This is a genomic window from Haloglomus litoreum (genome assembly GCF_029338515.1).
Lineage (GTDB): Archaea > Halobacteriota > Halobacteria > Halobacteriales > Haloarculaceae > Haloglomus > Haloglomus litoreum.
Genome location: NZ_CP119988.1, coordinates 3,806,690 through 3,829,596 on the forward strand (window position 1 = coordinate 3,806,690; position 22,907 = coordinate 3,829,596).

The 22,907-nt window shown below is 70.4% G+C and carries 24 protein-coding genes; 12 read left to right on the top strand and 12 right to left on the bottom strand.

Annotated features, from left to right (window positions below):
- Positions 1-33 precede the first annotated feature (33 nt).
- Together P2T62_RS19020 and P2T62_RS19025 are read left to right on the top strand one after the other, a co-directional pair.
- Positions 34-651, top strand: a complete 618-nt coding sequence (locus P2T62_RS19020) for an LURP-one-related family protein (RefSeq protein WP_276258592.1) — start codon at positions 34-36, stop codon at positions 649-651.
- A gap of 126 nt (positions 652-777) precedes the next feature.
- Positions 778-972 (top strand): hypothetical protein, encoded by a 195-nt coding sequence (locus P2T62_RS19025; RefSeq protein WP_276258593.1) that lies wholly within the window; start codon positions 778-780, stop codon positions 970-972.
- Between the two features lie 30 nt (positions 973-1,002).
- Here the strand turns inward: P2T62_RS19025 and P2T62_RS19030 are convergent, their stop codons facing one another.
- A complete protein-coding gene (locus P2T62_RS19030; RefSeq protein ID WP_276258594.1) occupies positions 1,003-1,767 on the bottom strand; it encodes an SDR family NAD(P)-dependent oxidoreductase in 765 nt (254 codons plus the stop codon).
- A 128-nt stretch (positions 1,768-1,895) separates the two neighbouring features.
- Between P2T62_RS19030 and P2T62_RS19035 the strand changes: the two genes are divergently transcribed.
- The 5 genes from P2T62_RS19035 (at position 1,896) to P2T62_RS19055 (ending at position 7,164) form a co-directional block, all read left to right on the top strand.
- Positions 1,896-2,657 carry a TIGR00266 family protein gene (locus P2T62_RS19035; RefSeq protein ID WP_276258595.1) on the top strand — a complete coding sequence of 254 codons (762 nt, stop codon included), beginning with the start codon at positions 1,896-1,898 and terminating at the stop codon, positions 2,655-2,657.
- A gap of 111 nt (positions 2,658-2,768) precedes the next feature.
- Positions 2,769-2,912 carry a hypothetical protein gene (locus tag P2T62_RS19040; RefSeq protein ID WP_276258596.1) on the top strand — a complete coding sequence of 48 codons (144 nt, stop codon included), beginning with the start codon at positions 2,769-2,771 and terminating at the stop codon, positions 2,910-2,912.
- A gap of 122 nt (positions 2,913-3,034) precedes the next feature.
- Positions 3,035-4,021: an ROK family protein gene (locus P2T62_RS19045; protein ID WP_276258597.1), complete on the top strand. Its 987-nt coding sequence runs from the start codon at positions 3,035-3,037 to the stop codon at positions 4,019-4,021.
- Between the two features lie 66 nt (positions 4,022-4,087).
- Positions 4,088-5,527 (top strand): hypothetical protein, encoded by a 1,440-nt coding sequence (locus P2T62_RS19050; protein WP_276258598.1) that lies wholly within the window; start codon positions 4,088-4,090, stop codon positions 5,525-5,527.
- Between the two features lie 83 nt (positions 5,528-5,610).
- Entirely contained in the window at positions 5,611-7,164 is a 1,554-nt protein-coding gene (locus P2T62_RS19055) for an LVIVD repeat-containing protein (protein ID WP_276258599.1), read from the top strand.
- Positions 7,165-7,229: 65 nt separating this feature from the next.
- Here the strand turns inward: P2T62_RS19055 and P2T62_RS19060 are convergent, their stop codons facing one another.
- Complete coding sequence (locus P2T62_RS19060) at positions 7,230-8,705, bottom strand: ribonuclease FAU-1 family protein (RefSeq protein WP_276258600.1); 1,476 nt, start codon at positions 8,703-8,705, stop codon at positions 7,230-7,232.
- Positions 8,702-9,079: a DUF7532 family protein gene (locus tag P2T62_RS19065; protein ID WP_276258601.1), complete on the bottom strand. Its 378-nt coding sequence runs from the start codon at positions 9,077-9,079 to the stop codon at positions 8,702-8,704. The genes P2T62_RS19060 and P2T62_RS19065 overlap by 4 nt, the downstream gene beginning before the upstream one ends.
- Before the next feature lie 133 nt (positions 9,080-9,212).
- On the opposite strand from P2T62_RS19065, the gene P2T62_RS19070 reads away from it, so the two are divergent.
- The 4 genes from P2T62_RS19070 (at position 9,213) to P2T62_RS19085 (ending at position 13,496) form a co-directional block, all read left to right on the top strand.
- Entirely contained in the window at positions 9,213-10,370 is a 1,158-nt protein-coding gene (locus tag P2T62_RS19070) for a PrsW family intramembrane metalloprotease (RefSeq protein WP_276258602.1), read from the top strand.
- A gap of 235 nt (positions 10,371-10,605) precedes the next feature.
- Positions 10,606-11,409: a DUF7537 family lipoprotein gene (locus P2T62_RS19075; RefSeq protein WP_276258603.1), complete on the top strand. Its 804-nt coding sequence runs from the start codon at positions 10,606-10,608 to the stop codon at positions 11,407-11,409.
- Positions 11,410-11,561: 152 nt separating this feature from the next.
- The gene (mfnA, locus tag P2T62_RS19080; RefSeq protein ID WP_276258604.1) at positions 11,562-12,647 is read left to right on the top strand and encodes a tyrosine decarboxylase MfnA; all 1,086 of its coding nucleotides are present in this window, start codon (positions 11,562-11,564) and stop codon (positions 12,645-12,647) included.
- Positions 12,648-12,719: 72 nt separating this feature from the next.
- On the top strand, positions 12,720-13,496 hold the full coding sequence (locus P2T62_RS19085) for a helix-turn-helix transcriptional regulator (protein ID WP_276258605.1): 777 nt from the start codon (positions 12,720-12,722) through the stop codon (positions 13,494-13,496).
- Between the two features lie 235 nt (positions 13,497-13,731).
- Here the strand turns inward: P2T62_RS19085 and P2T62_RS19090 are convergent, their stop codons facing one another.
- Both P2T62_RS19090 and P2T62_RS19095 read right to left on the bottom strand, forming a co-directional pair.
- Positions 13,732-14,796 (bottom strand): aldo/keto reductase, encoded by a 1,065-nt coding sequence (locus P2T62_RS19090; protein WP_276258606.1) that lies wholly within the window; start codon positions 14,794-14,796, stop codon positions 13,732-13,734.
- Positions 14,797-14,942: 146 nt separating this feature from the next.
- Entirely contained in the window at positions 14,943-15,086 is a 144-nt protein-coding gene (locus P2T62_RS19095) for a hypothetical protein (RefSeq protein WP_276258607.1), read from the bottom strand.
- Positions 15,087-15,209: 123 nt separating this feature from the next.
- Here P2T62_RS19095 and P2T62_RS19100 point away from each other — a divergent pair, with 123 nt between their 5' ends.
- The gene (locus P2T62_RS19100; protein WP_276258608.1) at positions 15,210-16,145 is read left to right on the top strand and encodes an acyltransferase; all 936 of its coding nucleotides are present in this window, start codon (positions 15,210-15,212) and stop codon (positions 16,143-16,145) included.
- A gap of 17 nt (positions 16,146-16,162) precedes the next feature.
- Here the strand turns inward: P2T62_RS19100 and P2T62_RS19105 are convergent, their stop codons facing one another.
- From P2T62_RS19105 to P2T62_RS19135, 7 genes are all read right to left on the bottom strand, one after another.
- On the bottom strand, positions 16,163-17,035 hold the full coding sequence (locus tag P2T62_RS19105; protein ID WP_276258609.1) for a DUF4097 family beta strand repeat-containing protein: 873 nt from the start codon (positions 17,033-17,035) through the stop codon (positions 16,163-16,165).
- Between the two features lie 47 nt (positions 17,036-17,082).
- Complete coding sequence (locus P2T62_RS19110) at positions 17,083-18,459, bottom strand: aryl-sulfate sulfotransferase (RefSeq protein ID WP_276258610.1); 1,377 nt, start codon at positions 18,457-18,459, stop codon at positions 17,083-17,085.
- Between the two features lie 120 nt (positions 18,460-18,579).
- Positions 18,580-18,810: an Lrp/AsnC family transcriptional regulator gene (locus P2T62_RS19115; RefSeq protein WP_276258611.1), complete on the bottom strand. Its 231-nt coding sequence runs from the start codon at positions 18,808-18,810 to the stop codon at positions 18,580-18,582.
- A 2-nt stretch (positions 18,811-18,812) separates the two neighbouring features.
- Complete coding sequence (locus P2T62_RS19120) at positions 18,813-19,511, bottom strand: potassium channel family protein (protein WP_276258612.1); 699 nt, start codon at positions 19,509-19,511, stop codon at positions 18,813-18,815.
- 228 nt (positions 19,512-19,739) lie between these two features.
- Positions 19,740-20,180 (bottom strand): YybH family protein, encoded by a 441-nt coding sequence (locus tag P2T62_RS19125; RefSeq protein ID WP_276258613.1) that lies wholly within the window; start codon positions 20,178-20,180, stop codon positions 19,740-19,742.
- A 372-nt stretch (positions 20,181-20,552) separates the two neighbouring features.
- Positions 20,553-22,325, bottom strand: a complete 1,773-nt coding sequence (locus P2T62_RS19130) for a b(o/a)3-type cytochrome-c oxidase subunit 1 (RefSeq protein WP_276258614.1) — start codon at positions 22,323-22,325, stop codon at positions 20,553-20,555.
- On the bottom strand, positions 22,325-22,903 hold the full coding sequence (locus P2T62_RS19135; RefSeq protein WP_276258615.1) for a cytochrome c oxidase subunit II: 579 nt from the start codon (positions 22,901-22,903) through the stop codon (positions 22,325-22,327). Before P2T62_RS19135 ends, P2T62_RS19130 begins: the two co-directional genes overlap by 1 nt.
- Between the last annotated feature and the right edge of the window lie 4 nt (positions 22,904-22,907).

A 22,907-nucleotide genomic window follows, 5' to 3' on the forward strand; every position in this document is an offset into this window, starting at 1 on the left:
AGACCTATGCCGGGGCCCGTGCCAGCGCCGGGTATGAGCGACTCCGGGACCGAGGCGCCCGACACGTCGGCCGAGGGGGGCGACGAACGCGACGTCATCGGCGGCATCGACCTCTCCGACGACGAGTACGTCGTCACGCAGGCGTGGATCCGCTCGAAGTACAAGGTCGAGGACTCCTCCGGGGAGGTGGTCCTCCGGGGGAAGAAGAAGCGCTTCAAGATGAAGGAGGACTTCCCGTTCACGACGCCCGGGGGCGACGTGGCCTTCCGGGTGAAGGCCCAGAACATCATGGACGTGGCCGGGGACTACAACCTCGTCGACGAGGCCTCGGGCGAGACGTTCGCGGTCATCCAGAAGGAGCTCACCCTGTTCCAGCACGTCTACCGTATCCGCTCGCCCGAGGGCGAACTGTGGGCCACCATCGAGTCCGAGTCGGCGGCGGTGATGGCGCTCAAGTCGTTCGTCGGCATCCTGAGCCTCATCCCGCACTCCTACAGCATCAGCGACGGCTCGGGGGCCGGAATCGGGACCATCGAGGAGCGGTTCTCGCTGCGCGACCAGTACGACATCACCCTCGGCGACACCGGCGACGTGCCCCGGGAGGCCATCATGGCCGCCGCCGTCGCCATCGACGCGCTGGAGGAGAACTGAGCAACCATCCATATATTGTATTTGCATACGATTTCGGGATAGAAGTCCGAGGATCGACCACTAAATCCACACTTCCAGGTCGTATCGAGCGGAACCGTTATCCTTCCGGCAGGTCACCGGACCGGTATGGCTGCCGACGCGGAGACCGACGGGGATACCCCCGCGCTGACCGGGCAGGGGCTGGCGATGGGGATCGGGGTCGGGATGGCCATCGGGGCGGGCATCGGCCTGGGAACCGGTGAGCTGGGGCTGTGGCTCCCCATGGGGCTCGGCCTGGGTATCGCGCTCGGCGTGGCGTTCTCGCAGGGACTGGCGGAGTGACTCGCAGAGCACACCCCCTGCAGACGACCGTTACACCTTCTCCGGCAACCACCCTCCGTCGACCTCCACGTTCTCCCCCGACACGTAGTCGGCGGCGTCCGAGCAGAAGAAGAGCATGGGCGCCGCGAGGTCGTCGAACGAGGCCCACCGGCCACGTGGCGCGTCGTCGGGGAACTCGTCGGAGTTCTCGACGACATAGGGTGAGACGGCGTTGACGGTGATGCCGTCGTCCTGCGTGTCGGCGGCGAGCATCCGGGTGAACATCAGGACGCCCGCTTTCGCGGCGAAGTAGGGGAAGTTCTTCGGGCTCACGAGGCCCTTCTCGCTGGAGGCGTAGCCGACGTTGACGATCCGGCCCCAGCCCTGCTCGCGCATCGGTCCGAGCGCGCGCTGTGAACAGATGGCGGTCCCGTTGAGGTTCGTCTCCAGCACCAGATTCCAGCGGTCCCAGCCGATCTCCTCCCAGTGGCTTGGCGCGAACGCGCCGACGTTGTTGACGAGCACGTCGACGCTCCCGAGCGCGGCCTCGGCGTCGTCGAACAGGCCGTCCACGCTGTCGGGGTCGGTCACGTCGCCCTGGACGACCGTGGCCTCGACGCCGCGCTCGCGGGCTTGCTCTGCGACCTCGGCGGCTTCCTCGTGGCTCGTCCGGTAGTGGACGACGGCGTCGGCGCCGGCGTCGGCCAGCGCCAGCAGGAGGCCGCTCCCGAGTCCCGTCGCGCTCCCGGTCACGAGCGCGGTCCGTCCCTCCAGGTCCGGCGTGATGTCCGATGCCGGCACGTCGCTGTCGCTCATACCGGGCAATCGTCCGAGGGACGCAAAAACGCCCGCACCGCGGCGACCGGCCGCCCCGCTCCCGCCGCGGCGCACGCTGCTACCACCCCTCAGTGTTGGTTTATCGTCGTAGCGCCCGATAGAAAGGCATGGAGTACGAGATCAAACACCGCCCCTCCGATTCGTTGCTGGTCGTCGACCTCGGTCCCGGCGAGTCGCTGGTCGCCGAGGCCGGCGCGCTGGTGAGCCACACGGACGGCCTGACGGTCGAGACGGGTGCCCGCGGCGGCATCTTCGGCTCGCTCAAGCGGATGCTCGGCGGGGAGTCGTTCTTCGTCAACACGTTCCGCGCCGAGGACGCGAGCAGCGTCTCGCTGGCGCCGCCGCTCCCGGGCGACGTGGTGGCACTCGACCTGCAGGACGAGACGGTCCATGTCCAGTCGGGCTCGTACCTCGCGGCCGGCGAGGGCATCGAGGTCGACACGAAGTTCGGCGGCGCGCGGACCTTCCTCGGCGGCGAGGGGCTCTTCCTCCTCCGCGTGTCCGGGACGGGGCCGCTGTTCGTCGCCAGTTACGGCGCGCTGGAGGAAGTCGAACTGGCGGCGGGCGAGACACTCACCGTCGACACCGGCCACATCGCCGCCTTCCGCGACACCGACTTCGACGTCCGGCGCGTCGGCGGCCTGAAGTCGACGCTGTTCTCCGGCGAGGGCCTCGTCTGTGACTTCGAGGGCCCGGGGACGGTGTGGGTCCAGTCCCGGAGCATCGACGCGCTGCTGTCGTGGCTCGACAGCCACCTGTCGCGCCCCTACGCGGGGAACGACATCGGCGGCTCCGGCCACGAGACGGGCCGCTCGGGCGGGTTCGTGAACAGCGGCTCCTCGGGACCCGGGTTCCGGGTGAAGTTCTGACGGCGGCCACCGTCCGTGACGACGTGGCGCGTCGGCGTTCCGTCTGACACCGTTTTCGCGCTCGGATAACCCTCGCGGGAGTATATGATATGCCGGGTACTACCGGATGGTATGATGACACAGAATCCGGCTGCGGACGCTGAGCGGATCCGCGAGGCGCTGGCGGAGGTGACCGACCCCAACGCACGATACCACCTCAGGGTGGCGCTGCAGTACGTGGTCGCGGCCGAGACCGACGCGAAGAGCAGCCTCTGACGCGAGCGGTCACGCACCCCGTTCTCTGCGGCCCCAGTAGCCGCTCCTCGCCATCGCCCGGCTCCGAGCACCGCCTCCGTCACGACCGAGGGTTGATGTGTGCCGGGCGCCCCGCCGTCGGTATGCCGAGTTACGCCGCCGTCGACCTCGGGGCGACGAACACGCGAGCGCTCGTCGCGGGCCCCGACGGTGACGAGCGGGGGCGAGCCCGCCGTTCCACGCCGCAGGCCGACGGCCCGACGATCGCGGCGGCGGTCGTGGCCACGCTCGAACGAGCCTGTGACGCCGCGGACGTGGCCCCCGAATCGCTCGCGGGCGTCGGCGTCGGCAGCATCGGGCCACTCGACGGCGACGCCGGGGCGGTCGTCGGGTCGCCGAACGTCCCGGCCGACCGCATCGAGCTGGCCAACGCGCTCCGCGACCGGACGGACGCACCCGTCACCCTGGAGAACGACGCCGTCGCGGGAATCCGGGGTGAGCGGCGGTTCACCGACTGTCCGGACCACGCCGTCTACCTCACCCTCTCGACAGGCGTGGGCGCCGGGGTCGTCGTGGACGGCCACGTCCTCCGGAGCTGGCGGGGGAACGCCGCCGAGGTCGGGCACCTCGCCCTCGTCCCGGACGGCCGCCCCTGCGGCTGTGGCGGACGGGGCCACTGGGAGGCGTACTGCTCCGGCGCCGGCATCGCCGCGCACGCACGCGCCCTCGCGGCCGAGGGACACGAGACGAGCATGGACCCCGGGACACTGGACGCGGCGGCCGTCTTCGACGCCGCCGACCCCGAGGCCGTACTCGCCGCCGCGTCGGCCGAGACGCCGGATAGGACCGCCGTGTCCGGCGGCCCGGGCGACCCGCTCGCCACGCGCGTCGTCGCCGACGCCGTGCGTATGAACGCTCGGGGGGTCGCGGCGCTGGCACACGCGTACGCGCCCGAACTGGTCTCTATCGGCGGGACCGTCGCCCTGTCGAACCCCTCGCTCCTCGTCGAGCCGCTGACCGACCTGCTCGCGGCGACCGGACTGGCGGTCCCCGCGCCGGCGGTCCGGGCGACGCCGCTGGGCGACGATGTCGTCCTCCGGGGGGCGCTGGCGAGCGTGCTGCCGGCGTGAGCACCCGGGCGCCGACCCCGCCGCGTGACCACAACCCATAGGCCCGTTCGAGCCGTCGACCCGGCGATGAGACGGCGCGCGTTCCTGCGGCGGGCCGGGACGGTCACGGCGGGACTGGCCCTCCCAGCCGGTGCCGTGGCCGGGCAGGAGACGGAGACACCGACGTACACCCCGCGGCGGACCACGCCGGTCGCCGAGGGGACGGCGCCGCTGGGACGGCTCCGCCTCGACAGCCTGAAGGAGGTCGTCACCGCCCCCGACGGGGAGACGGCCTACTGCGCGACCGACGACGGGTTCGCCGTCGTCGACATCACCGACCCGGCCGCGCCCGAGGTGCTTGTCGACGAGCGCGACCCCCTGGCCGACCGCGAGGCGAGCCTGTTCGACGTGTACGACGTGAAACTCGACGCCGAGAACGACCTGCTGGCCGTGGTTGCGCCCGCGAACCCCGGTGACCCGCGGGTGTTCATGGGCCTCCTGGTCTACGACGTGAGCGACCGGGCCGACCCGGAGCGCGTGACGACCTACGAGACGGAGTTCTTCAACCACAACTGCTTCGCGACCGGCGGCCACGTCTACCTCTGTGCGAACCGGGGGAGCCGCAACGGCCTCGTCGTCGTCGACGCCCACGCCGGCGAGGAGGTGGGGAGCTGGTCGCTCGCCGACCGCGACGAGCGGTGGACCGACGTCCGCCTCCGGAACTGGGTGCTCCACGACGTGTCCGTCCACGACGGGGTCGCCTACCTCGCACACTGGGACGCCGGGACGGTCCTGCTGGACGTGCGCGACCCCGCCGACCCGTCGTTCCTCGCGCGCATCGGTGGACAGGGCCCGAGGCAGCTCGCCTCGCTCACGAGCAGCGAGGCCGCCGACGAGGCGCTCGAGCCGCCGGGCAACGACCACTACGCCGCCGCGAACGACGACGGGAGCCTGCTGGGCGTGGGCGTCGAGTCCTGGGACGCCGACCCGGACGACGACGAGGGGGGCCCCGGCGGCATCACGCTGTACGACATCTCCGACCCGACCGCGCCGGAGGAGCTGTCTGTCATCGACCCGCCACCGACGCCGGACCCGACGTTCACGGGGGTCTGGACCACCTCGCACAACTTCGCGTTCCGGGGCGACCGGCTCTACACCTCCTGGTACCGGGGCGGGGTGCGGGTGTACGACGTGAGCGACCCCGCGGACCCGGCGCTGCTGGCGCGCTGGCGGGACTCGTACAACGCGGGGTTCTGGACCGCCGAGCCCGCGGGCGACCGCGGCTTCTTCGTCGCGCCGTCCTGGAAGGGCCGGGACGACGAGGGCATCTTCGCCTTCGACCATGCCACGCTGTACACCTTCGCCGACCCTGCGGGCACACCGACCGATACACCGACGGCCCCCACGTCGAGCGACGGGCAGCCCGGGTTCGGGCCGCTCGCCGGGCTCGTGGGACTCGGTGCGGGCGCCTGGTACACGCTGGCCCGTCGTCGACGCGACGGGGGGCCGGTCGACGATCGGACGTAGCGAAGGCCCGGCCGAGAATCGGAGGTGGCGACGGGGGTCGGCGCGACCACAAGGCTTAGTCCCGCCCGACGGCGAGTGGGTCCGTGAACCGCCGCTCCCTCCTCCGTCGCGGCGCCGCCCTCCCGTTCGGGCTCGCCACCCTCGGCACCGTGTCCGGCACCGGCACGAACGGGCGGGCCACGCAGACGGACTACGGCCCGCTCGCCGAACTCGGTATCCCGAAGGCGAAGGAGGTGGTCCCGAGTGCGGACGGCCGGACGGCCTTCCTCGCCGTGACCGACGGGTTCGCCGTCGTCGACGTCACCGACCCCGAGTCACCAGAGGTCGTCCACGAGAACCGCGAGCCCTGGGCCGGCGAGGGGAACGGCCGCCTCGAGCAGATCTACGACGTGAAACTCGACGCCGAGAACGACCTCCTGGCGGTCGTGGGGCCGGCCAACCCGCGGAACGCCTGGAAGGGCCTCATCGTCTACGACGTCTCGGACCCGACCGCGCCCGAGAAGGTGGCCGTCCACGAGACGGAGTTCTTCAACCACAACTGCTTCGCGACCGGCGGGTACGTCTACCTCTGCGGGAACGCGAGCGAGCGCAACTCGCTCGTCGTCGTCGACGCCCGCGCCGGCGAGGAGGTGGGCCGGTGGTCCATCGCCGACGTGGACGAGCGATGGACGGAGGTCGGCCCGAACTGGGTGCTGCACGACGTCTACGTCCACGACGGCGTGGCCTACCTCGCCCACTGGGACGCCGGGACGTGGGCGGTGGACGTGAGCGACCCCACGGCCCCCGAACTCCTCGCCCGCATCCGTGGGCGCGACGCGGAGACGTTCGTCGAGATGACCCGCTCCGAGGCCCGGCAGGACTACTCCGAGCCCCCGGGGAACGACCACTACGTCGCCACCAGCGACGACGGGACGCTGCTGGGCATCAGCCTCGAGGCCTGGGACACGAACCGGGGCGACGACAGCGGCGGCCCCGGCGGCGTCTGGCTCTACGACGTCTCGGACCCGACCGCCGCCGAGGAACTGGCGTTCATCGAGCCGCCGCCGACCGACGACCCCACCTTCGGCGGCACCTGGACCACCTCGCACAACTTCTCGTTCGCGGGCGACCGCCTCTACACCTCCTGGTACGAGGGCGGGGTGCGGGTGTACGACGTGAGCGACCCCGCGGACCCGGCGCTGCTGGCGCGCTGGCGCGACAGCGACGCGGCGAGTATGTGGACGGCCGAACCCACCGGCCGCGGGGCGTTCCTCGCCACCAGTCACCGCGACGGGCCCCGCGCGTCGAGCGAGAGTTCCGCCGACGGCGCCGCGCTCTACACCTTCCCGGACCCGCCGGCCGACGCGGAGCCGCTGACACCGACGCCGGGGCCGACCCCGACAGTCACCGACACAGCGACGGGGAGCGAGACGGCCACCGGCACGGCGACGACCACACCGACACCCTCGGCGACCGACACGCCGACCGCCGCAGAGACGCCCACGGCGACCGACGCCGCCACCCCGGACGCCGGAGCGACCGACGGGGAACCCACCGGGACGAGCGCGGCCGGCCCCGGCTTCGGTCCGCTCGCGGCGCTCGGCGGGCTGGGACTCGGGGCGTGGCGGCTGCTCCGCCGCCCCGAGGACGACAGATAACCCGAGAACCCGCCGCATAACTCAGATAGACTCGATTTCTGTCGTGAAAGACAGCAGTTACCGTATCAGAGAGCATTCTCGACGGCACTCGCCACGCTTCTCGCCTTCTCCGCCAGCGCCTCGCTCACGTGGCCGCGCTCGACGGCCTCGTCCAGTTCGTCGTCGTCGACCCGCCGAACCGTCCCGTCGGCCTCCTTCACCACGTCGACGTGGAGGTCGACGTAGCGCGCCGCGTCCGGGAACAGTTCGACCGGCGTGCAGACGTTGACGTACGTGCCCCGACGCGTCCCGTCGTCGCCCCGGTAGACGGTGGGGTACCACCAGCGGCCCTCCTGCAGTTTGGTGATGGCCACGTCGCCGGCCTGGCGCTCGACGCCGAGCGCGTCGTAGGTGCCGCCGGCGCTCATCTCCCGGCGGAGCGTCACCTGCCCCCCGGGGTCGTAGTCGGTCACCTCGCCGCGGCCGAGCGTGATGAGGCGGCCGTCCGGCTTCCCGTGGTGGAGCGCCAGCCGGTCGCCCTCGCGGGGTCCGAACTGGCGGGTGACGGCCGCGAACGGGAAGGGGTCCCCGGGCTCGAACCGGTCACCGGCGACCGCCTCTGCGAAGTCGACGGCGGCGCTGGCGGCGTAGTCGGCCGCCTTGGTCCGGTGGTGGCCCGGCATCGTCGCCGTGACGCCGCGACGGCGCTCGTCGAGCGCGAAGCGGGACTCCCGGCCGAACCAGGACCAGACGGTCGCTTCGGGGGTGGCGAGGCACCCGGGTGCGTCGTCAGGGTCGCCGCCACCCACGGCGTCGCGCACGGCCTCGACCCGGTCGACCGCCCGCTCGAGCGCGTCCGCGAGCGCGTCGAGGTCGGCGTCGTCCGCCGCGCGGTCCCAGCGGGGCGCCCAGCCGTCGGGCACGTCGACGGGGAGCATCTCGGCCATCCGCGCGGCCTCGCTCGACCCCCGGGAGCCGCCGCGCCGGAGTTCGACGAGGCCGCCGTCGACGACCAGCCCCGTGGCGAGCTCGGCGCGGTCGTCGTCCCACGGGGGGCGGGGGTCGCGCACCTGCACGCGCAGGACGTCGCCCTCCTCGACGTAGTCGTCGGCCGCGCTGTACGGAAGGAATCCCGAATCCGGGCCACAGTCGACAACGGCGCCGCTCCCCACGTCGTCGGTGACGACCCCCTGGTAGACGGCCCCGGCGGGGAGCGCGGCCTCCCACGCGAGGGTATCGCGACCGACGCGTTCGAGGCGCTCGGCGAGGCGGGCGACGGCCCAGGGCGCGCCGGAGATGCCGATGCCCTGGCGCTCGTCCGTCGTCTCGACGGTCGCGTCGGCCGCCGCCACAGCGAAGTCGGCGTCGAAGCGGTCGCGGATGGGTTCGGAGGCCTGCACCACCCGCGTCGGAACCCCGTCGGTCGTCGAGTCGTGGAGCGCCGCGGTCAGCGCGGTCGTGTAGATGCCCCGGACCCGCACGGAGAGGTGGTCGGCGTCGGCGGGGACCGCGGGACGGCCGTCGGCTCCGCCGGCCCCGTCACCCGCCCCCTCACCGCTCATTCCAGCGCCTCGCGCGTCGGCGCGAACCGCACCCTACTGTTCACGGTCGGGCCGAGCGTCAGCTCGACGGTCCCGTCCGAGAGGACACGGCCGTCCTCGACGGGGACGCCCCAGGTGTCGAACCGGAGCCACCCGCGGAGGTCGGCGGCGTGGGTGTAGGTGTCCAGCCACCGGACCTCGTGTTCGGGGAACTCGGCGCTGGAGTGGGCCTGGTCCATCGTCGAGTGGACGGTGTCGTGCTCGTCGAAGAACGCCTCCAGGTCGGCCGCCGCCTCGGCGACGGCGTCGGCCACGGCCTCGGAGGCCGCCTGCAGCTCCTCGGTCGACAGGCCGACCTCGCGGAGCGCCGCCTGCTCGCGGGGGTCGAAGTGCATACCCCGGCTTCGGCCGGCGGGGACGAAAAGCGTCCGGTGTCGGCTGGCGTGGGCGTTTCCTCGTCCTCCGGGGCTGTGGGGTCGGTTCACCCTCCAAAACGTTCAGGGTCGCCCCCCGACTACGAGCGGGTGAATGGGAGATCGCGACCCGATAGAGGCCCACGCCGACGGCACGCGTGACCTCTACGACATCTCGACGTGGGAGCCCCGCTCGGCGCTGGACGCGTTCGCCGTCCGGCTGTACGGCGGCATCCTGACCACGCTCCGGGCGGTCGTGGTCCTGCTGGCGGTGCTCATCCTCCTGAGCCAGTTCCTGCTCGGGAGCATCGGTGCCACGTTCGCCCAGGACCCCTACTCCGTCGGCCTGGTCGTCCTGTCGGTCGTCCCCGCGGTCGGCCTCGCGGCGTACGTCTACTACACCGACATCACCTCCTCGGAGCCGCTCGAACTCATCGTCGGCACGTTCATGCTCGGCATCCTGTTCGCCGGGTTCGCCGCCATCCTGAACACGGTGCTGGGGCCCATCGTCCGGGGTGGCCCGTCGATGTTCGGCGTCCTCGGCGCCATCGCCGGCTCCGTCCTCTTCTTCTACCTCGTGGTCGGGCCGGTCGAGGAGACCGTCAAGCTGCTCGCCGTCCGCCTGCACGCCTACCGGCACGAGTCGTTCGACGCCGTCATCGACGGGGCCGTCTACGGCGCCGCCGCGGGACTGGGCTTTGCCACCATCGAGAACGCCCTCTACATCACCCGCAACATCGGTGGCTCGGGCAACGAGCTGGCCCTGGGCGCCGCGCTCACGACGGCCGGACTGGGCTGGGTCGCCGCCACCCTGGCCGACCTCTCCGTGCCGGTCGCCCAGACGGGGGCGAGCGGCATCATCGGCGTCTTCGAGAGCGGCGGCCGCATCACCGCGCTCCGGGCGCTCGCCGGACCGGGCCACGTCATCTACTCGGCGTTCGCGGGCTACTACCTCGGCCTCGCGAAGTTCAACCAGGAGCACGCCGGCCCCATCGTCGTGAAGGGGCTCACCATCGCCGCGCTCATCCACGCCACCTACAACGTCTCGGTCGGCATCGTTCCCGCGCTGTTCAGCATCGGCGCGAGCGAGCTCCTGGGCATCGCCGTCCCGCAGCTGGTCGCCTTCTTCGCGTTCGTCGTCGTCTACGACGGCATCTTCGGCCTCGCGCTGTACCGGAAGATCGCCGCCTACCGCGACGCCTACCAGGACGTCCGGGGCACCGGGGACCGCGAGGACGCGTTCGCCCCCGAGGCGACGGAGTTCGACCCCTGACCGAGCGAGCACGGCGTGGAGCGGCCCGGGAACGCCGAATCGGACGGCTGAAAGGGCGCGCGTGACGCCGAGCCACGGGCGCTTCCAGCAGTACTCCACCGTCGCAGTCAGCAGCACTCCACCGACCGATGCGGGACGCACGCCGTCTCTCATCTCCGACCCCGGCATCGGCGCAATCGGCCGCCGTCGACCCGAAGCCACGAGGCTTTTACCGCGCCATCGCCGACCGGGAGCCATGCAACGGTCCCCGCTCGCGGCGGTCGCGCTCGCGGTCCTGCTGGTGACGGCCGGCTGTAGCGGCGTGCTCGGCGGCGATGGCTCGACCTCGCCGGACGAACCCACGCCCGTCGACGGCGACGCGGCCGACTCCCTCCCCGGCGTCTCCGACGGGCAGGTGACGAACGCGACGGCACTGCTGGCTGCCCACGAGCAGGGGCTGGTCGATGCGGGCTTCGAGAACCGGCTCCAGCTGAACGCGACCATCTCGTACCGCGGCGAAGCGGTGGATTCGGCCCGGGAGAAGCAGGTCATCGCCGAGCCCGGGGCCAGCGAGTACCGCTTCCGGGTGGTCAACCAGCAGGGTGGCGGTGGCGTCCGGTTCGACCACTGGGGCAACGAGAGCGTCTGGGTCTCCCGTGGGACCCTCGGCGACCGGACGACCTACCAGGTCCGTGATCGGCGGGCCGGGGCGAGCGGGCTCGCCGTCCGGGGCATCATGGCGAACTACATCAACGGCTCGGAGGCGACCGTCACGAACGTCAGCGAGCGCGACGGCCTGACGCTGTACACCTTCGAGACGACCACGCCGCCGACGGACCCCGATGCCCTCCCCGAGAACGCGACGAACGTCCGCGACTACCGGCTCCGGTTCGTGGCCGACTCGCAGGGCCGGATCCACGCGCTGGTCGCGCAGGGGACGTACGACATCCAGGGCGAAGCCAGCACGTTCTACGTCGGCTACCGGACCGTCGGGCTCGGAGACCGGGCCGTGACCCAGCCCGACTGGGCGAGCGAGGCACTGCGGAACGGGAGCGCCTGAGGCTGCCGGCACGTCCGTCCCTCGATGGCCGTCCGCCGACAGCGATGGCCGGGAGCGGACGAGCATGGGGAACCCACGCCACCGATGCCGTATACCCCCCACCAGTTCGTGGCGCAATACCTAAGAGAACGCCTCCACTGGTTGCGATGTAGATGCAGCGGGTCGAACAGGATCCACAGGACTTCGGGCGCGTCCTCTCGTCGATGTGTACGGAACCGCACCCGGCGGCGCGGGATGCCGCCGAGCGGTTCCTCGCGACGAACCCGGGCGATCCGGGCACGTACGAGACCGTCGCCAAGCTCGAACGCCGCGCGGTCGACCTGCTCGGAGAGGTCGTGGGGCTGCCCGACGTTGCGGGCTACGTCGCCTCCGGCGGTACGGAGGCCAACATCCAGGCGGTCCGCATCGCGCGCAACCGCTTCGAGACCGACACCCGCAACCCGAACGTCGTCGCCCCCCAGCACGCGCACTTCTCGTTCTGGAAGGCCGCCGACGTGCTCGGCGTCGAGTTGCGGACGGCGCCGCTCTCGGGCTACACGGCCAACCTGGAGGCCATCAAGCAGCAGGTCGACGAGGACACCATCGCCGTCGTCGGCGTCGCCGGCTCCACGGAGTACGGGCGCGTCGACGACATCCCCGCGCTCGCCGACATCGCGGCCGACGTGGGGGCGCTCTGTCACGTCGACGCCGCGTGGGGCGGCTTCGTCCTGCCGTTCACCAGCCACGACTGGAACTTCGCCTCCGCCGACGTGGACACGATGACCATCGACCCCCACAAGATGGGCCAGGCCGCGGTGCCGGCCGGCGGCCTGCTCGCGCGCGGCCCCGAGTTCCTCGACGAACTCGCCATCGATACCCCCTACCTCGAATCCACCTCGCAGGTGACGCTCACCGGGACCCGCTCCGGCGCGGGCGTCGCGTCGGCGGTCGCGGCGATGGAGGCGCTGTGGCCCGACGGCTACCGCGAGCAGTACTACGAATCGCAGGCAAACGCCGAGTGGCTCGCGAAGAAGCTCCGCGCGCGCGGCTTCGAGGTCGTCCCGCCGGTGTTGCCCATCGTCGCCGCCGACATGCCCGACCGCCTCATCGACACCCTCCGGGACCGCGGCTGGCGGCTCTCGCGCACGGGCACCGACGAGGCCCGCGTCGTGATGATGCCCCACGTCGACCGCTCGATGCTCCGGGAGTTCGTCGAGGATATCGACGCCATCTTCGCCGAGTTCGACATCGGGCGATAGGCCTCACCTCCCCGGGCGACAGCCCGCCGACGAACCGGACATCATTTCCCCTTCCTGACCGACCGCTCCGTCATGGCCGAGACGACGAACCGCGACCCCGAACTCGCGCGCACCCTGCTCCGCCGGCGCGAGGTCCTCGGCGCGGTCTGCGACGGGACGGGCGACAAACGGACCATCGTCGACCAGCTCGACATCCCGCGGTCCACCCTCGACGACGTGATGCGGGAGCTCTCCGACGCCGGGCTCGTCCGGTACGCCGACGGGGAGTGGGTGCCGACGACGGTCGGGCGGTGTGCACGCGACATCCACGAGGCGTACGTCGAGCGGATCGCCGGGCTGGCGGGCGCGGCGGCGGTGCTCGAACCGCTCTCCGACGCCGACATCGACCCGGCGATGCTCGACGGGTGTACCGTGCTGGAACCGGACGCGGTGCTCCCCGACCGGAACGTGACCGCGTTCACCGAACGGGTCCGGGACGCCACGTCGCTCCAGGGGCTCGTCCCGCAGGCGCTGGCCGGACACGTGCCGTCGGTCCACGAGGAGATGATCGGCGACCCGGAGATGACGACGGAGCTGGTGTTCGACACGGCCGTCTACGACGAACTGCTCGAACTGTACCCCGAGCGGACCGCGGTGGCGCTCGAACACGACGCCATCACCATGTACCGGGCCCCCCTCGACACCGAGTACGGCCTCTGGATCGCCGACGGTGACAGCGTCGGCATCATCGTCTACGCCGGTGGGGGCGCCCGCGGCATCATCATGAACGACAGCGACGCCGCCGTCGAGTGGGCACTGGAGCGGTTCCGGGCGGCCCGCGACCGGGCCGAGGAAGCCCCCGCCGAGTGAGTGGGGCGGCGACGGCCGCGCTTGACGGCAGTCTCATCGAACGGGGGGTAGTCAACTCTCGCACGGAGCGAGGCGTTCGCCATGATACCAGTAGGTGGAGTAAGGGTACCTGGCCTCCTCGGGTTCGACTGGCCCTCCAGGCGATCACCCGTCGCTGTTCGGGACGGATGATTCAGGCGGAACATGGTCCCCAGGTTGCCAGCCGCCGGTAGCTGCCGATACCGTTCGGCGCCGGTCAGTCCCCGGCCGCGCTCGACAGCACGCCGGCATCGCGCAGGTCCTCGCCGCCGACGCTCGTCCGCAGGTCGGCAGCGTCCATGCCGTCGTCCTGCGTGGCGCCGAAGTTCTCCGCGTACAGTTCCTCGACGCGCTCCAGTTCCGCCTCGTCCAGCGCGGGCGTGTCGGGTGCGGCGGCCCACTCGTCGATGTCCGCCTCGGTGCGGAACGTCGGCGTGACGGTGGCCATCTCGTCGAACGAGAGGAGCCACTGGATGGCGGCCTGGCCGAGCGTCCGTGCCCCGTCCCGTTCGAGGAACCGGACGTTCTCGATCTTCTCCCACCCGGCCTCGTACCACGCGGTCGGGCGGTGGCCGCGGTGGTCGCCCTCGTCGAGCTCCGTCTCCGGGGTGACCTGCTCGTTGAGCAGGCCCGAGGAGTGCGGGACCCGGGCCATGACGCTCGTCGCGGCGTTCTCGGCGCGGATGGTCTCGATGAAGTGCCGGCCGGGCGTCTGCTCGAACATGTTGAAGACGGTCTGGACGACGTCGAACTCGTGAGCGACCGCCGCGTCACCCTCGGCGAGCCAGCCGATGGACGGCCCGAGCGCCCAGCCGACCGCCTCGACGCGGCCCTGCTCGCGCTGCTCGTCGAGCCACGCCAGCACGTCCGCGTCGACCTCGTCGGCGTTGGCGTTGTGCAGCTGGAGCAGTTCGACGTGGTCCGTGCCGAGCCGGTCGAGGCTCTTCTCGAACGCCTCGTCGAGGTAGTCGACGGAGAGGTCCTTCGGGAGTTCGCCGTGGCCGGCCTGCGGGTTGTTGTAGAAGTCGTAGCCGACCTTCGTCCCGAGGACGACCTCGTCGCGGTGCTCGGCGAGCGCGCGCCCGAGCAGTTCCTCGGAGTCGCCGTGGCCGTAGACGTCGCTCGTGTCGAAGTAGGTGATGCCCCGGTCCAGCGCGTGCTGGACCATCTCGACGGCCTGGTCCTCGGTTCGGTCGCCCCACCAGTCCGTGCCGACGACCCACGCGCCGAAGCCGACCTCGCTGACCTCGACACCCGAGTCACCGAGTTCTCGATGGTTCATACGCCCTGTTCGGGCGTGGTCGCACTTAGCGGATGCGGTCGTTCCGGCGGACCGGGAGTGACGGCCCCGGGGTGACGACGGGGGACGGACCTGGGGTGTCGCGGGATCGGGGATGGGGCGAGCCGACGGGGGGTAGGGCGGCCGGATTATACGACGAACGCGTAGTAGAGACCACTCGCGAGCAGGAGTCCGACGAGCAGCCCGTACGTCAGGAGGGTTCTGCCGAGATCGCCGTCGGCGATCCCCGCGGTCGGGTCACGGTCGGTGTCGGTATCGTCGGAGGGCGACATACGGGTGCCCCTAGCCCCGGACGGACACTTCAGGGACACGCATCGTACCCGCCGAATCGCTGCGGGGCGGTAACATCGACGTAACGGCAACCCCTATGCCGCCGGCCCGACTACCCCGCGGGTATGACCAAACGTCACGTCCGCCTGCCGGTGGAGGCCGAGGAGGGCCTGCAGGCGTTCCTCGAGGACGTGGACCGGCGGCTCGGCGACCCCGAGGAGGACACCTGCGAGGTCGTCACGGAGACGCTCGTCGACCTGTTCGGCGACCGCGACGCCTACGACCGCTGGCAGGCCGGCGAGGACGTCTCGCCCGCCGAGCGCGTCCGGCTCCAGGGATACGACCCCTGCAACGCCACGCTCGAATCCGAGTACTACGCCGAGAAGGACGAGGACGCCTTCCAGGAGTCGAAGTACCTCCAGTGGCTCTGGCGCCAGTTCGACGCCACGCCGATGGCCGACAACGTGGAGTTCGCGCTCCGCTTCCGCCGGATGCTGGCGAAGCACCTGTTCGCCGACTGCGGGGAGAACTGTCGCTTCTTCAAGGGCATCTCGATGACCTACGGCCACAACATCGAGGTCGGCGACAACGTCGTGGTCCACGACGACGTCCACCTCGACGACCGCGGGAAGCTCACGGTCGGTGACCGCGTCTCCATCTCCGATGGGGTCCACATCTACAGCCACGACCACGACATCGTCGACCAGACCGAGGTGACCAACTACCACACCGTCGTCGAGGACGACGTCCGGCTCACCTACGACGCGGTCGTCCAGGCCGGCTGCCGGGTCGGCGAGAACGCCGTCGTCGGCTCCCGCGCCGTCGTCCAGGACGACATCCCCGCCCACCACATCGCCGTCGGGACGCCCGCCAAGAGTGTGAAGGTCAAGCCCGGCTGGGAGTCCGTCGCTCGGCCCGTCGAGGAGGACCACGACCGCGGGAAGGACGAGCGCCGCATCGACTACGAGCTGCCCGACGACCTGGAGCAGTTCGACGAGTTCGGGCGGGACCTGCAGCCGCCGGACCGCCCCGACGCAACCGCCGACGCCGACGACGACTGACCGTCATCGCCACGTCCCTAGGTGTCCAGCCCGTACAGTCGCACGTCCCCGTTCCCGACCTCGCAGGAGAGTTCGGGGCCGCCGCCGTTCAGCTGGCCGGTGATGCGGTCACCGCCGCCCGACCGGTTCTCGAGGTCGACACCCTCCACCACGAGGTCACCGTTCCCGACCGAGAGCGTCACGTCGGCCGACAGGTCGGCCGGGACGCCGACATCGACGTCGCCGTTGCCCGACGAGCAGGAGACGGCCTCGCGGAGGGCGAACACCTCGACCGCCACGTCGCCGTTGGCGCTCCGGGCGCCGGTCAGCCCGGTCGTCCCGGTCGCCTCGGTGTCGCCGTTGGCGGTCTCCAGGTCGACGTAGCCGTCCACGTTCTCCGCGATGACATCACCGTTGCCCGATCCGAGGTCCGCGTCGCCGGCCACGTCGGTCGCGGTCACGTCGCCGTTCCCGGTGCGGGCGGCCACGAGCGGGTGCCCCTCCGGAACCCGGACCGTGAGGTCGACCGAGACGCGGCCCGGTGCCAGGGCGCCCTCGTAGTCTGTCTCGAGTTCGAGCGTGCCGTCGTCCACTCCCGAGAGGACCGAGACGCGGTCGAAGCGGTCGCGGCCCCCGCGGGTGCGCTTCAGGATGCCGACCTCCACGTCGTCGCCCTCCGGCATCGGCTCGACCACGACGTCGCCGTTCGCGTTCGAGACATCGATGGCGGTCCCGGCGGGGATGCTGTAGACGTTCGTCGAGCGCTCGGTCTCCAGCGGACCGGTCCCGAACGAGCAGCCGGCGAGGCCGACCGTCGCGGCGGCCGCCCCGCTCGCGAGGAACGCTCGTCGAGTCGGCGCGTTCGTCGTGAGCGGGGCGGTGCCGTCGTCGCTGTCGTCGCTGGAGGGCATCTCTGATTGCTCGGCACACGCCGGGAACAAACGGTTTTCGGTGCCGCTCAGGCCACGTCAGCGAACCAGCCGTCCCGGTAGCCCTCCCAGAGGAGCGCCACGCCGGCGACGAGGCCGACAAGGCCGGTCAGGAGCTCGGCGAGGCCGACCCAGGGCGGGAAGACGAAGCCGAGCCAGGACTCGACGGTCGCGATACTGTCACCGACTCCACCCGTCGAGCGGCTCTGCAGGTCGCCGCCCGCGGGCACGTCGTCGGGTTCCTCGGGCATCGGGTCGTCGCCGGGCCCGAGGCGGTCGGCCTCGTAGACGATGCCCTTGCGGTCGGCCAGCGAGTGCGACCAGACGACGCTCCCGTTCGGCCCCACCTCCAGCACCCGGAAGTTCCGCGAGTCCGTGACGAGCGTGTTCCCGTTGGGGAGGCGGTCGGCGTCGCGCGGCCACGCCAGCTTCTCGCCCGAGCCGGTGCCGTCGTACTCCCAGACGACGGAGCCGTTGCTCGTGTGGACCTCGACGACCCGGTCGTTCTCCGAATCCGCGATCAGCAGGGTGTCGTGGCGCTCCAGCCGGTTGGGGTTGTGCTGCTCGTTCATCACCTCGTGGCGCGTGGGCGCGCCGATGACGTCGACGATGTCGCCGGACGGGCGCTCGATCTCGATGGTCGTGTCGAAGTTGCGGATCGAGAGCTGGAAGTTGCCGTTCTCCAGGCGGTCGACGTCGTTCATGTGCGTCCAGTCGCTCTCCGGGCCCTGCTTGCGGAACTCCTCCCGTTCCTCCTCGGGGAGCGGCGCGACGTACTCGTTCCAGAACTCGGTGCCCTCGGAGAGGTGGTTCTCCGCGTACCACGACCACGTGATCTGCCCCGAGCGGTCGACGGTGAACACGCGGTTGTTCCCCATGTCGATGATGACCGTCTCACCGTTCGGCAGCCGGTCGGCGTCGTGGACCTCGTGGTGGGTCGGGTAGGCGTCGTACCAGGAGTGCTCCCAGACGATCTCGTTGGTCTCGGGGTTCACCTCGACGACGCGGTTGTAGATGCAGCCGTTCTTGCCGGCCGGGCGCTCGCCGCTGTAGTACTCGTCCGGGCACCGGACGTTCTCGGCGAGCGGGTTCTGCCCGAACGCGACCTGCACGTTCCCGTTGTCGAGGGCCTCGGCGTCGAACACGTACGAGTGTGGCGGGTCGTACGTCCAGGTCCGCGTGCCGTTCCGGTCGACGGTGATGGCCTGTCCGTTGTCCTCGGTGAACCAGCCGTACACCTGGACGGCGATGAGCGTCTCGCCGGGGTAGGCACCCTCGCCACCCGCCGGGGCGTCGGGGGTGGCCGGGGCGCCGCCACCGGGCGCGGGCGCGGTGGCGGCCTGCCCGACGAGCAGCGCCACCGCGAGGAGGAGGACGACCGCGGGGACCGCAAGGCGGCGGTTCATACACGCGGGGAACGGGTCGTCGCGCATAGGCGTGACGGTCACGGGTGGCGCCGGACCCCGTCCGCGACGGTCGCTACGCGCGCCAGGACCCCGTCCGGCGGAGTCGCTTCCCGGCCCCGGTCAGCCCATCGCGACGTAGGTCTGCGTGTCCTCGACCCCGTCGATGTTCTGGATGCGGTCGGCGGCGACGGTCTTGACCTCGGCCGGCGACGGCACGTCCAGTTTCGCGATGAGGTCCACGTCGCCCGCGACGACGGTGGCGTCGACGACGCCGTCGATGGCCTCGATCTCCCGCAGGAGCCGGTCGGCCTCGCCGGTGTGGGCCTTCACCATCACGTAGGCGCGGACCATCCTCACTCACCTCCGGCAGCCGCGGCCGCGACCTGCTGGGCGTCCTCGCCGCCGACGATGAGCTGACGGACGTCACCCAGGACGTCGAACCCGGCGATGACGACGAGCCGGTCGCCCTCCTCCAGCGACTGGTCGGGCTCGGGGATCTCCACCGGGCTCCCGGCCTTCCCGAACGCGAGCAGCCGCGAGTTCGCGGGCATCTCCAGCTCCGAGAGGGTGTACCCCCGCATCGGCGACTCCTCCGTGACCGTCAGCTCGACGAGCTGGACCTCCTGGGCCACGTCGGCGATGGCGCGGATGTTCCCGCCCAGCAGGGCGTTCTTCGCCAGGACGGCGCCCAGCCGCTCGGGGTAGACCACCTCGTCGACGTCGCTGGCGTACTTCCGGATGACGTACTCGCGGTAGTCGTCGTCGGCCCGCAGCACCGTCCGGCAGCCGTAGTCCTTCGCGATCATGCAGGCGGTGAAGTTCACGACGAGGTCCGGCGTCAGGGCCGCGAGCCCGTCGATCTCCTCGAGATCGAGATCCAGCAGGAGCTCCTCCCGCGAGCCGTCGCCCTCGACGACCGCGAACCCCTCCTCGCGGAGGCGCTCGACCTTCGTCCGGTCCGGCTCGACGATGACCACGTCGTGGCCCTCCTCGCGGAGCACGCGCGCCGTCCGCATCCCGACGCGCCCCGCACCGACGATAACGAATCGCATACGGGCCCATTCACCGGCCGCCGGCAAGTAGCTTTCTCCGGGGCGGGAGTCGCGTGCAGGGTGCGGTGGAGGCTCGACACCCGACGGAACTGGCCTGCCGAACAGAGAGGAGGGATGCAGCGCGGTCGCTCCCCGGTGGCGACCCAGTCACGACTCGATAGAAAGACGGGATAGCTATTCGGGAGGGTTGACCGGCCATCGGACGGTGGAACTCCGTTCGTCGGTCGCTCAGGCACCCATGTTCGCCACTTTCTCGGCGAACTCGGCGTGGAGATCGGCGTGGTGGTGGACCATCTTCCACTCGTCGTTCTCCTTCCGGTAGACGTTGGTCGTCCGGCCCTCCAGGGACATCGGTTCACCCGCGAACGTCCACGACACCGACTCGGTGCAGAGTTCGTACGCAGCATCGCCGATGACGCGGACGACCTGGTCCGATCGGGTGACCGTGCCATCGGTACTCGCCGATGCGACCCCCGCGAAGGACTCCGAGACGGCCTCCCAGCCCTCCTCACGTCCACCGATCGGGTGCATGGTCGTCACGTCGTCCTCGTGTGACCAGATCTCCGGCATGGAGCTGGCATCCCCGTTCGCCATCGCTTCCAGCGCACTGTAGAACTGGTCGGATGCAGCTCGGACATCGGCGTCAGCTGATACGCGTTTTGTAGACATTACTAAACCTCACCCCCAGATACACCCGCCCAGTATATAAACCAGATGCGGAATCTGCTACCCATATAGTCCCGATTTCCGCGCTCTCGTCCACTCTAGGGCGCGAATAACACTGGTCGATTCTGACCGTCTCGGTCCGTTCGGAGGATGGAGTTTGCACGCTTCGGTACCAACCCGTGCGCACTGCCTCTGGATGCGAGACTCGCACCACCCATTCAGCACGCCGCTTCGGAACGGTCACAAATCGAGATCCCCGTGTTACTGATGACAATATATCCAAAAAACGTGCAATAATCCATATAAATGATATTTCGATAGAAAATTTCAGAACTAATTTGATTCCCGGACGCACTTGGGGATTATCCGCCTATCTCATATCGGCAACCAGCCGGCGACCGACACCGGCACGGCGGGGATGGTCGGGTCGAGCGCCCCGCTCTGGATCATCGAGTAGATGGGGAAGCCGTAGGCCAGCACGACCAGCAGGAGCGCGAAGACGGCCCACAGGCGGAGGTTGTCGAGCACCTTCGGGGCGTCCTCGGCGCCAGACAGCGGCTCGGGGAACTCGCTGTTGACCCGGAGGTCGCCGCCCTTGCCCGCGAGGATGGTCGCGAACATCACCGCGAGGAACATCACGAGCGCGACGAACAGCAGGGTGCCGCCGAGCGCGATCTGGATGCGCATCTCGCCGTAGCCGCCGACCGTCTGCGCGTAGTTGAAGGCCTCGTACTGTGGCTCCGCGGTGCGTCGGGGGACGCCGATGAGGCCGGCGCGGTGCATCGCGTTCGACATCAGCGTCATGCCGAGGAACCACATGTACGGCTGGACCGCCGCGACGCCCCGGAGCTGGAGGCGCTTGCCGGTGATCTGGGGCACGAGCCAGAAGCTCGCGGCCATCGCCGTCAGGGCGAACGCCGTGCCGACGGTGAGGTGGAAGTGGCCGGGCACCCACAGCGTGTTGTGGACGAGGTAGTTGATGTTCATCCCGGCGTTGATCATCCCGGAGAAGCCGCCGGCGGCGAACATCAGGCCGGCCAGCGCCATCCCCGAGAACGCGGGGTTGCCCCACGGCAGGGTCTTCAGCCAGCCGAAGTAGCCGTCACCACCCTGCTGGCGCCCGGCGTGTTCCAGACTGGCGACGACGGTGAACGCCGTCAGCAGCGACGGCAACAGGAGGAACATCGTGTTCGTCATCGCGACGAACTTGAAGCCCTCGGGGATGCCGGGGTCGACGTACTGGTGGTGGAAGCCGACCGGCGTCGACAGCAGGACGAACAGGACGAAGACGATACGCGCGAGCGGATCACTGAACAGCCGCCCGCCCGCCAGTTTCGGCATGATGGTGTACCACGCGAGGTACGCGGGCAGGAGCCAGAAGTAGACGACCGGGTGGCCGAAGAACCAGAACAGGGTCCGGGCCAGGGTGGGGTCCGGCGTCGAGATGAGCCCCAGCGACCACGGGATGAGGAAGACGACGACCTCGATGGCGATGCCGATGGTGGCGACGTACCACATCACCATCGTCGTCAGGACCATGAACGCCTGGAGCGGGATGCGCTCGTCGGCGTTGGTCTTGCGCCACGCCCAGAACCGGCGGAACCAGCCCAGGCCGACAACCCAGGAGCCGACGACGATGAGCGCCGCGCCGATGTAGAACGCGGGGTGAGCCTGCAGCGGCGGGTAGAACGTGAACAGCACGTCCGCCGAGAGCGGCACGCTGTCGACGAGGCCGCCGAGGATGGCCACTGCGGCGAGGACCGTCCCGACGAGGAGCATGGCGAAGCCGCCGTACTCGACGCGCGGGTCGACGCTCCCCCGGTCGAGCGAGCGGGTGATGGCCCAGTTGAAGAAGCCGCTGATGAAGAACGTCGTGAACACCAGCACCAGCAGCACGCCGTGGCCGGTGAGGATGGTGTAGTAGTCGGCCGAGGAGACGAACCCGCGGAAGGCACCGGTCCGGTGGAGCGCCTGGATGAGGCCGAACAGTCCCCCGATGCCCAGCGCGACGAACGCGACGAGGAACGTGTAGCGGGTCAGGCGGGCCTCGGTGGGGAACTTGTCGACGAAGGCGTTGCGGTCCTCGTCGATGACCTGATCGTCGGTCGCGGTCCCGGTGTCGCTCTCGTCAGGGGTGATGGTCGCCATTATCGGTCACCTCCGTACGTCAGCGCGGCGCGGAGCCGTTCGCGGTCCTCGCCGTCGCTCGGCTCCTGGTCGTACTCGGACTGCGGGACGACCTCCATCGTCCCGGCCATGTCGTGGTGGCCGGCGCCACAGTACTCGTGACAGATGATCCCGTAGGTCGCCGGCTCGTCGAACCGGGCGGTCATCTTCGAGACCTGCCCGGGCGCCACCATGACGTTCACGTTCGTGCCGGCGATGTTGAACCCGTGCATGACGTCGGCGGAGGCGACGTAGAACGTCACCTCGCTCCCCGCCGGCACCCGGACCGGTTCGCCCGTCCCGGGGTTGAACGCGAACCGCTGGGCCACGATGTACACGTCGTAGCTGTTCTCACCGCTCTGGTAGACGCCCGGTTCCTGGAAGTTGTCGACAGCATCCCAGTTCCCGTTGGCGATGGGGGTCGCGCCGACCTGGCCGCCGGAGTCGTCGACCATCGCGATTCCCGGGCCGACCGCCCCGTACGCGATGGTCCCGATGAACCCGACGATGAGCACCATCCCCGCGACGAACCACGCCTTCTCGTATCTGTGTATCTCCATTGAT

Excerpts from the sequence above, each read along its gene's own strand:
- P2T62_RS19020 (WP_276258592.1), top strand. The coding sequence starts at position 34 with ATGAGCGACTCCGGGACCGAGGCGCCCGACACGTCGGCCGAGGGGGGC.
- P2T62_RS19025 (WP_276258593.1), top strand. The coding sequence starts at position 778 with ATGGCTGCCGACGCGGAGACCGACGGGGATACCCCCGCGCTGACCGGG.
- P2T62_RS19030 (WP_276258594.1), bottom strand. The coding sequence starts at position 1,767 with ATGAGCGACAGCGACGTGCCGGCATCGGACATCACGCCGGACCTGGAG.
- P2T62_RS19035 (WP_276258595.1), top strand. The coding sequence starts at position 1,896 with ATGGAGTACGAGATCAAACACCGCCCCTCCGATTCGTTGCTGGTCGTC.
- P2T62_RS19040 (WP_276258596.1), top strand. The coding sequence starts at position 2,769 with ATGATGACACAGAATCCGGCTGCGGACGCTGAGCGGATCCGCGAGGCG.
- P2T62_RS19045 (WP_276258597.1), top strand. The coding sequence starts at position 3,035 with ATGCCGAGTTACGCCGCCGTCGACCTCGGGGCGACGAACACGCGAGCG.
- P2T62_RS19050 (WP_276258598.1), top strand. The coding sequence starts at position 4,088 with ATGAGACGGCGCGCGTTCCTGCGGCGGGCCGGGACGGTCACGGCGGGA.
- P2T62_RS19060 (WP_276258600.1), bottom strand. The coding sequence starts at position 8,705 with ATGAGCGGTGAGGGGGCGGGTGACGGGGCCGGCGGAGCCGACGGCCGT.
- P2T62_RS19065 (WP_276258601.1), bottom strand. The coding sequence starts at position 9,079 with ATGCACTTCGACCCCCGCGAGCAGGCGGCGCTCCGCGAGGTCGGCCTG.
- P2T62_RS19070 (WP_276258602.1), top strand. The coding sequence starts at position 9,213 with ATGGGAGATCGCGACCCGATAGAGGCCCACGCCGACGGCACGCGTGAC.
- P2T62_RS19075 (WP_276258603.1), top strand. The coding sequence starts at position 10,606 with ATGCAACGGTCCCCGCTCGCGGCGGTCGCGCTCGCGGTCCTGCTGGTG.
- mfnA (WP_276258604.1), top strand. The coding sequence starts at position 11,562 with ATGCAGCGGGTCGAACAGGATCCACAGGACTTCGGGCGCGTCCTCTCG.
- P2T62_RS19085 (WP_276258605.1), top strand. The coding sequence starts at position 12,720 with ATGGCCGAGACGACGAACCGCGACCCCGAACTCGCGCGCACCCTGCTC.
- P2T62_RS19090 (WP_276258606.1), bottom strand. The coding sequence starts at position 14,796 with ATGAACCATCGAGAACTCGGTGACTCGGGTGTCGAGGTCAGCGAGGTC.
- P2T62_RS19095 (WP_276258607.1), bottom strand. The coding sequence starts at position 15,086 with ATGTCGCCCTCCGACGATACCGACACCGACCGTGACCCGACCGCGGGG.
- P2T62_RS19100 (WP_276258608.1), top strand. The coding sequence starts at position 15,210 with ATGACCAAACGTCACGTCCGCCTGCCGGTGGAGGCCGAGGAGGGCCTG.
- P2T62_RS19105 (WP_276258609.1), bottom strand. The coding sequence starts at position 17,035 with ATGCCCTCCAGCGACGACAGCGACGACGGCACCGCCCCGCTCACGACG.
- P2T62_RS19110 (WP_276258610.1), bottom strand. The coding sequence starts at position 18,459 with ATGAACCGCCGCCTTGCGGTCCCCGCGGTCGTCCTCCTCCTCGCGGTG.
- P2T62_RS19115 (WP_276258611.1), bottom strand. The coding sequence starts at position 18,810 with ATGGTCCGCGCCTACGTGATGGTGAAGGCCCACACCGGCGAGGCCGAC.
- P2T62_RS19120 (WP_276258612.1), bottom strand. The coding sequence starts at position 19,511 with ATGCGATTCGTTATCGTCGGTGCGGGGCGCGTCGGGATGCGGACGGCG.
- P2T62_RS19125 (WP_276258613.1), bottom strand. The coding sequence starts at position 20,180 with ATGTCTACAAAACGCGTATCAGCTGACGCCGATGTCCGAGCTGCATCC.
- P2T62_RS19130 (WP_276258614.1), bottom strand. The coding sequence starts at position 22,325 with ATGGCGACCATCACCCCTGACGAGAGCGACACCGGGACCGCGACCGAC.
- P2T62_RS19135 (WP_276258615.1), bottom strand. The coding sequence starts at position 22,903 with ATGGAGATACACAGATACGAGAAGGCGTGGTTCGTCGCGGGGATGGTG.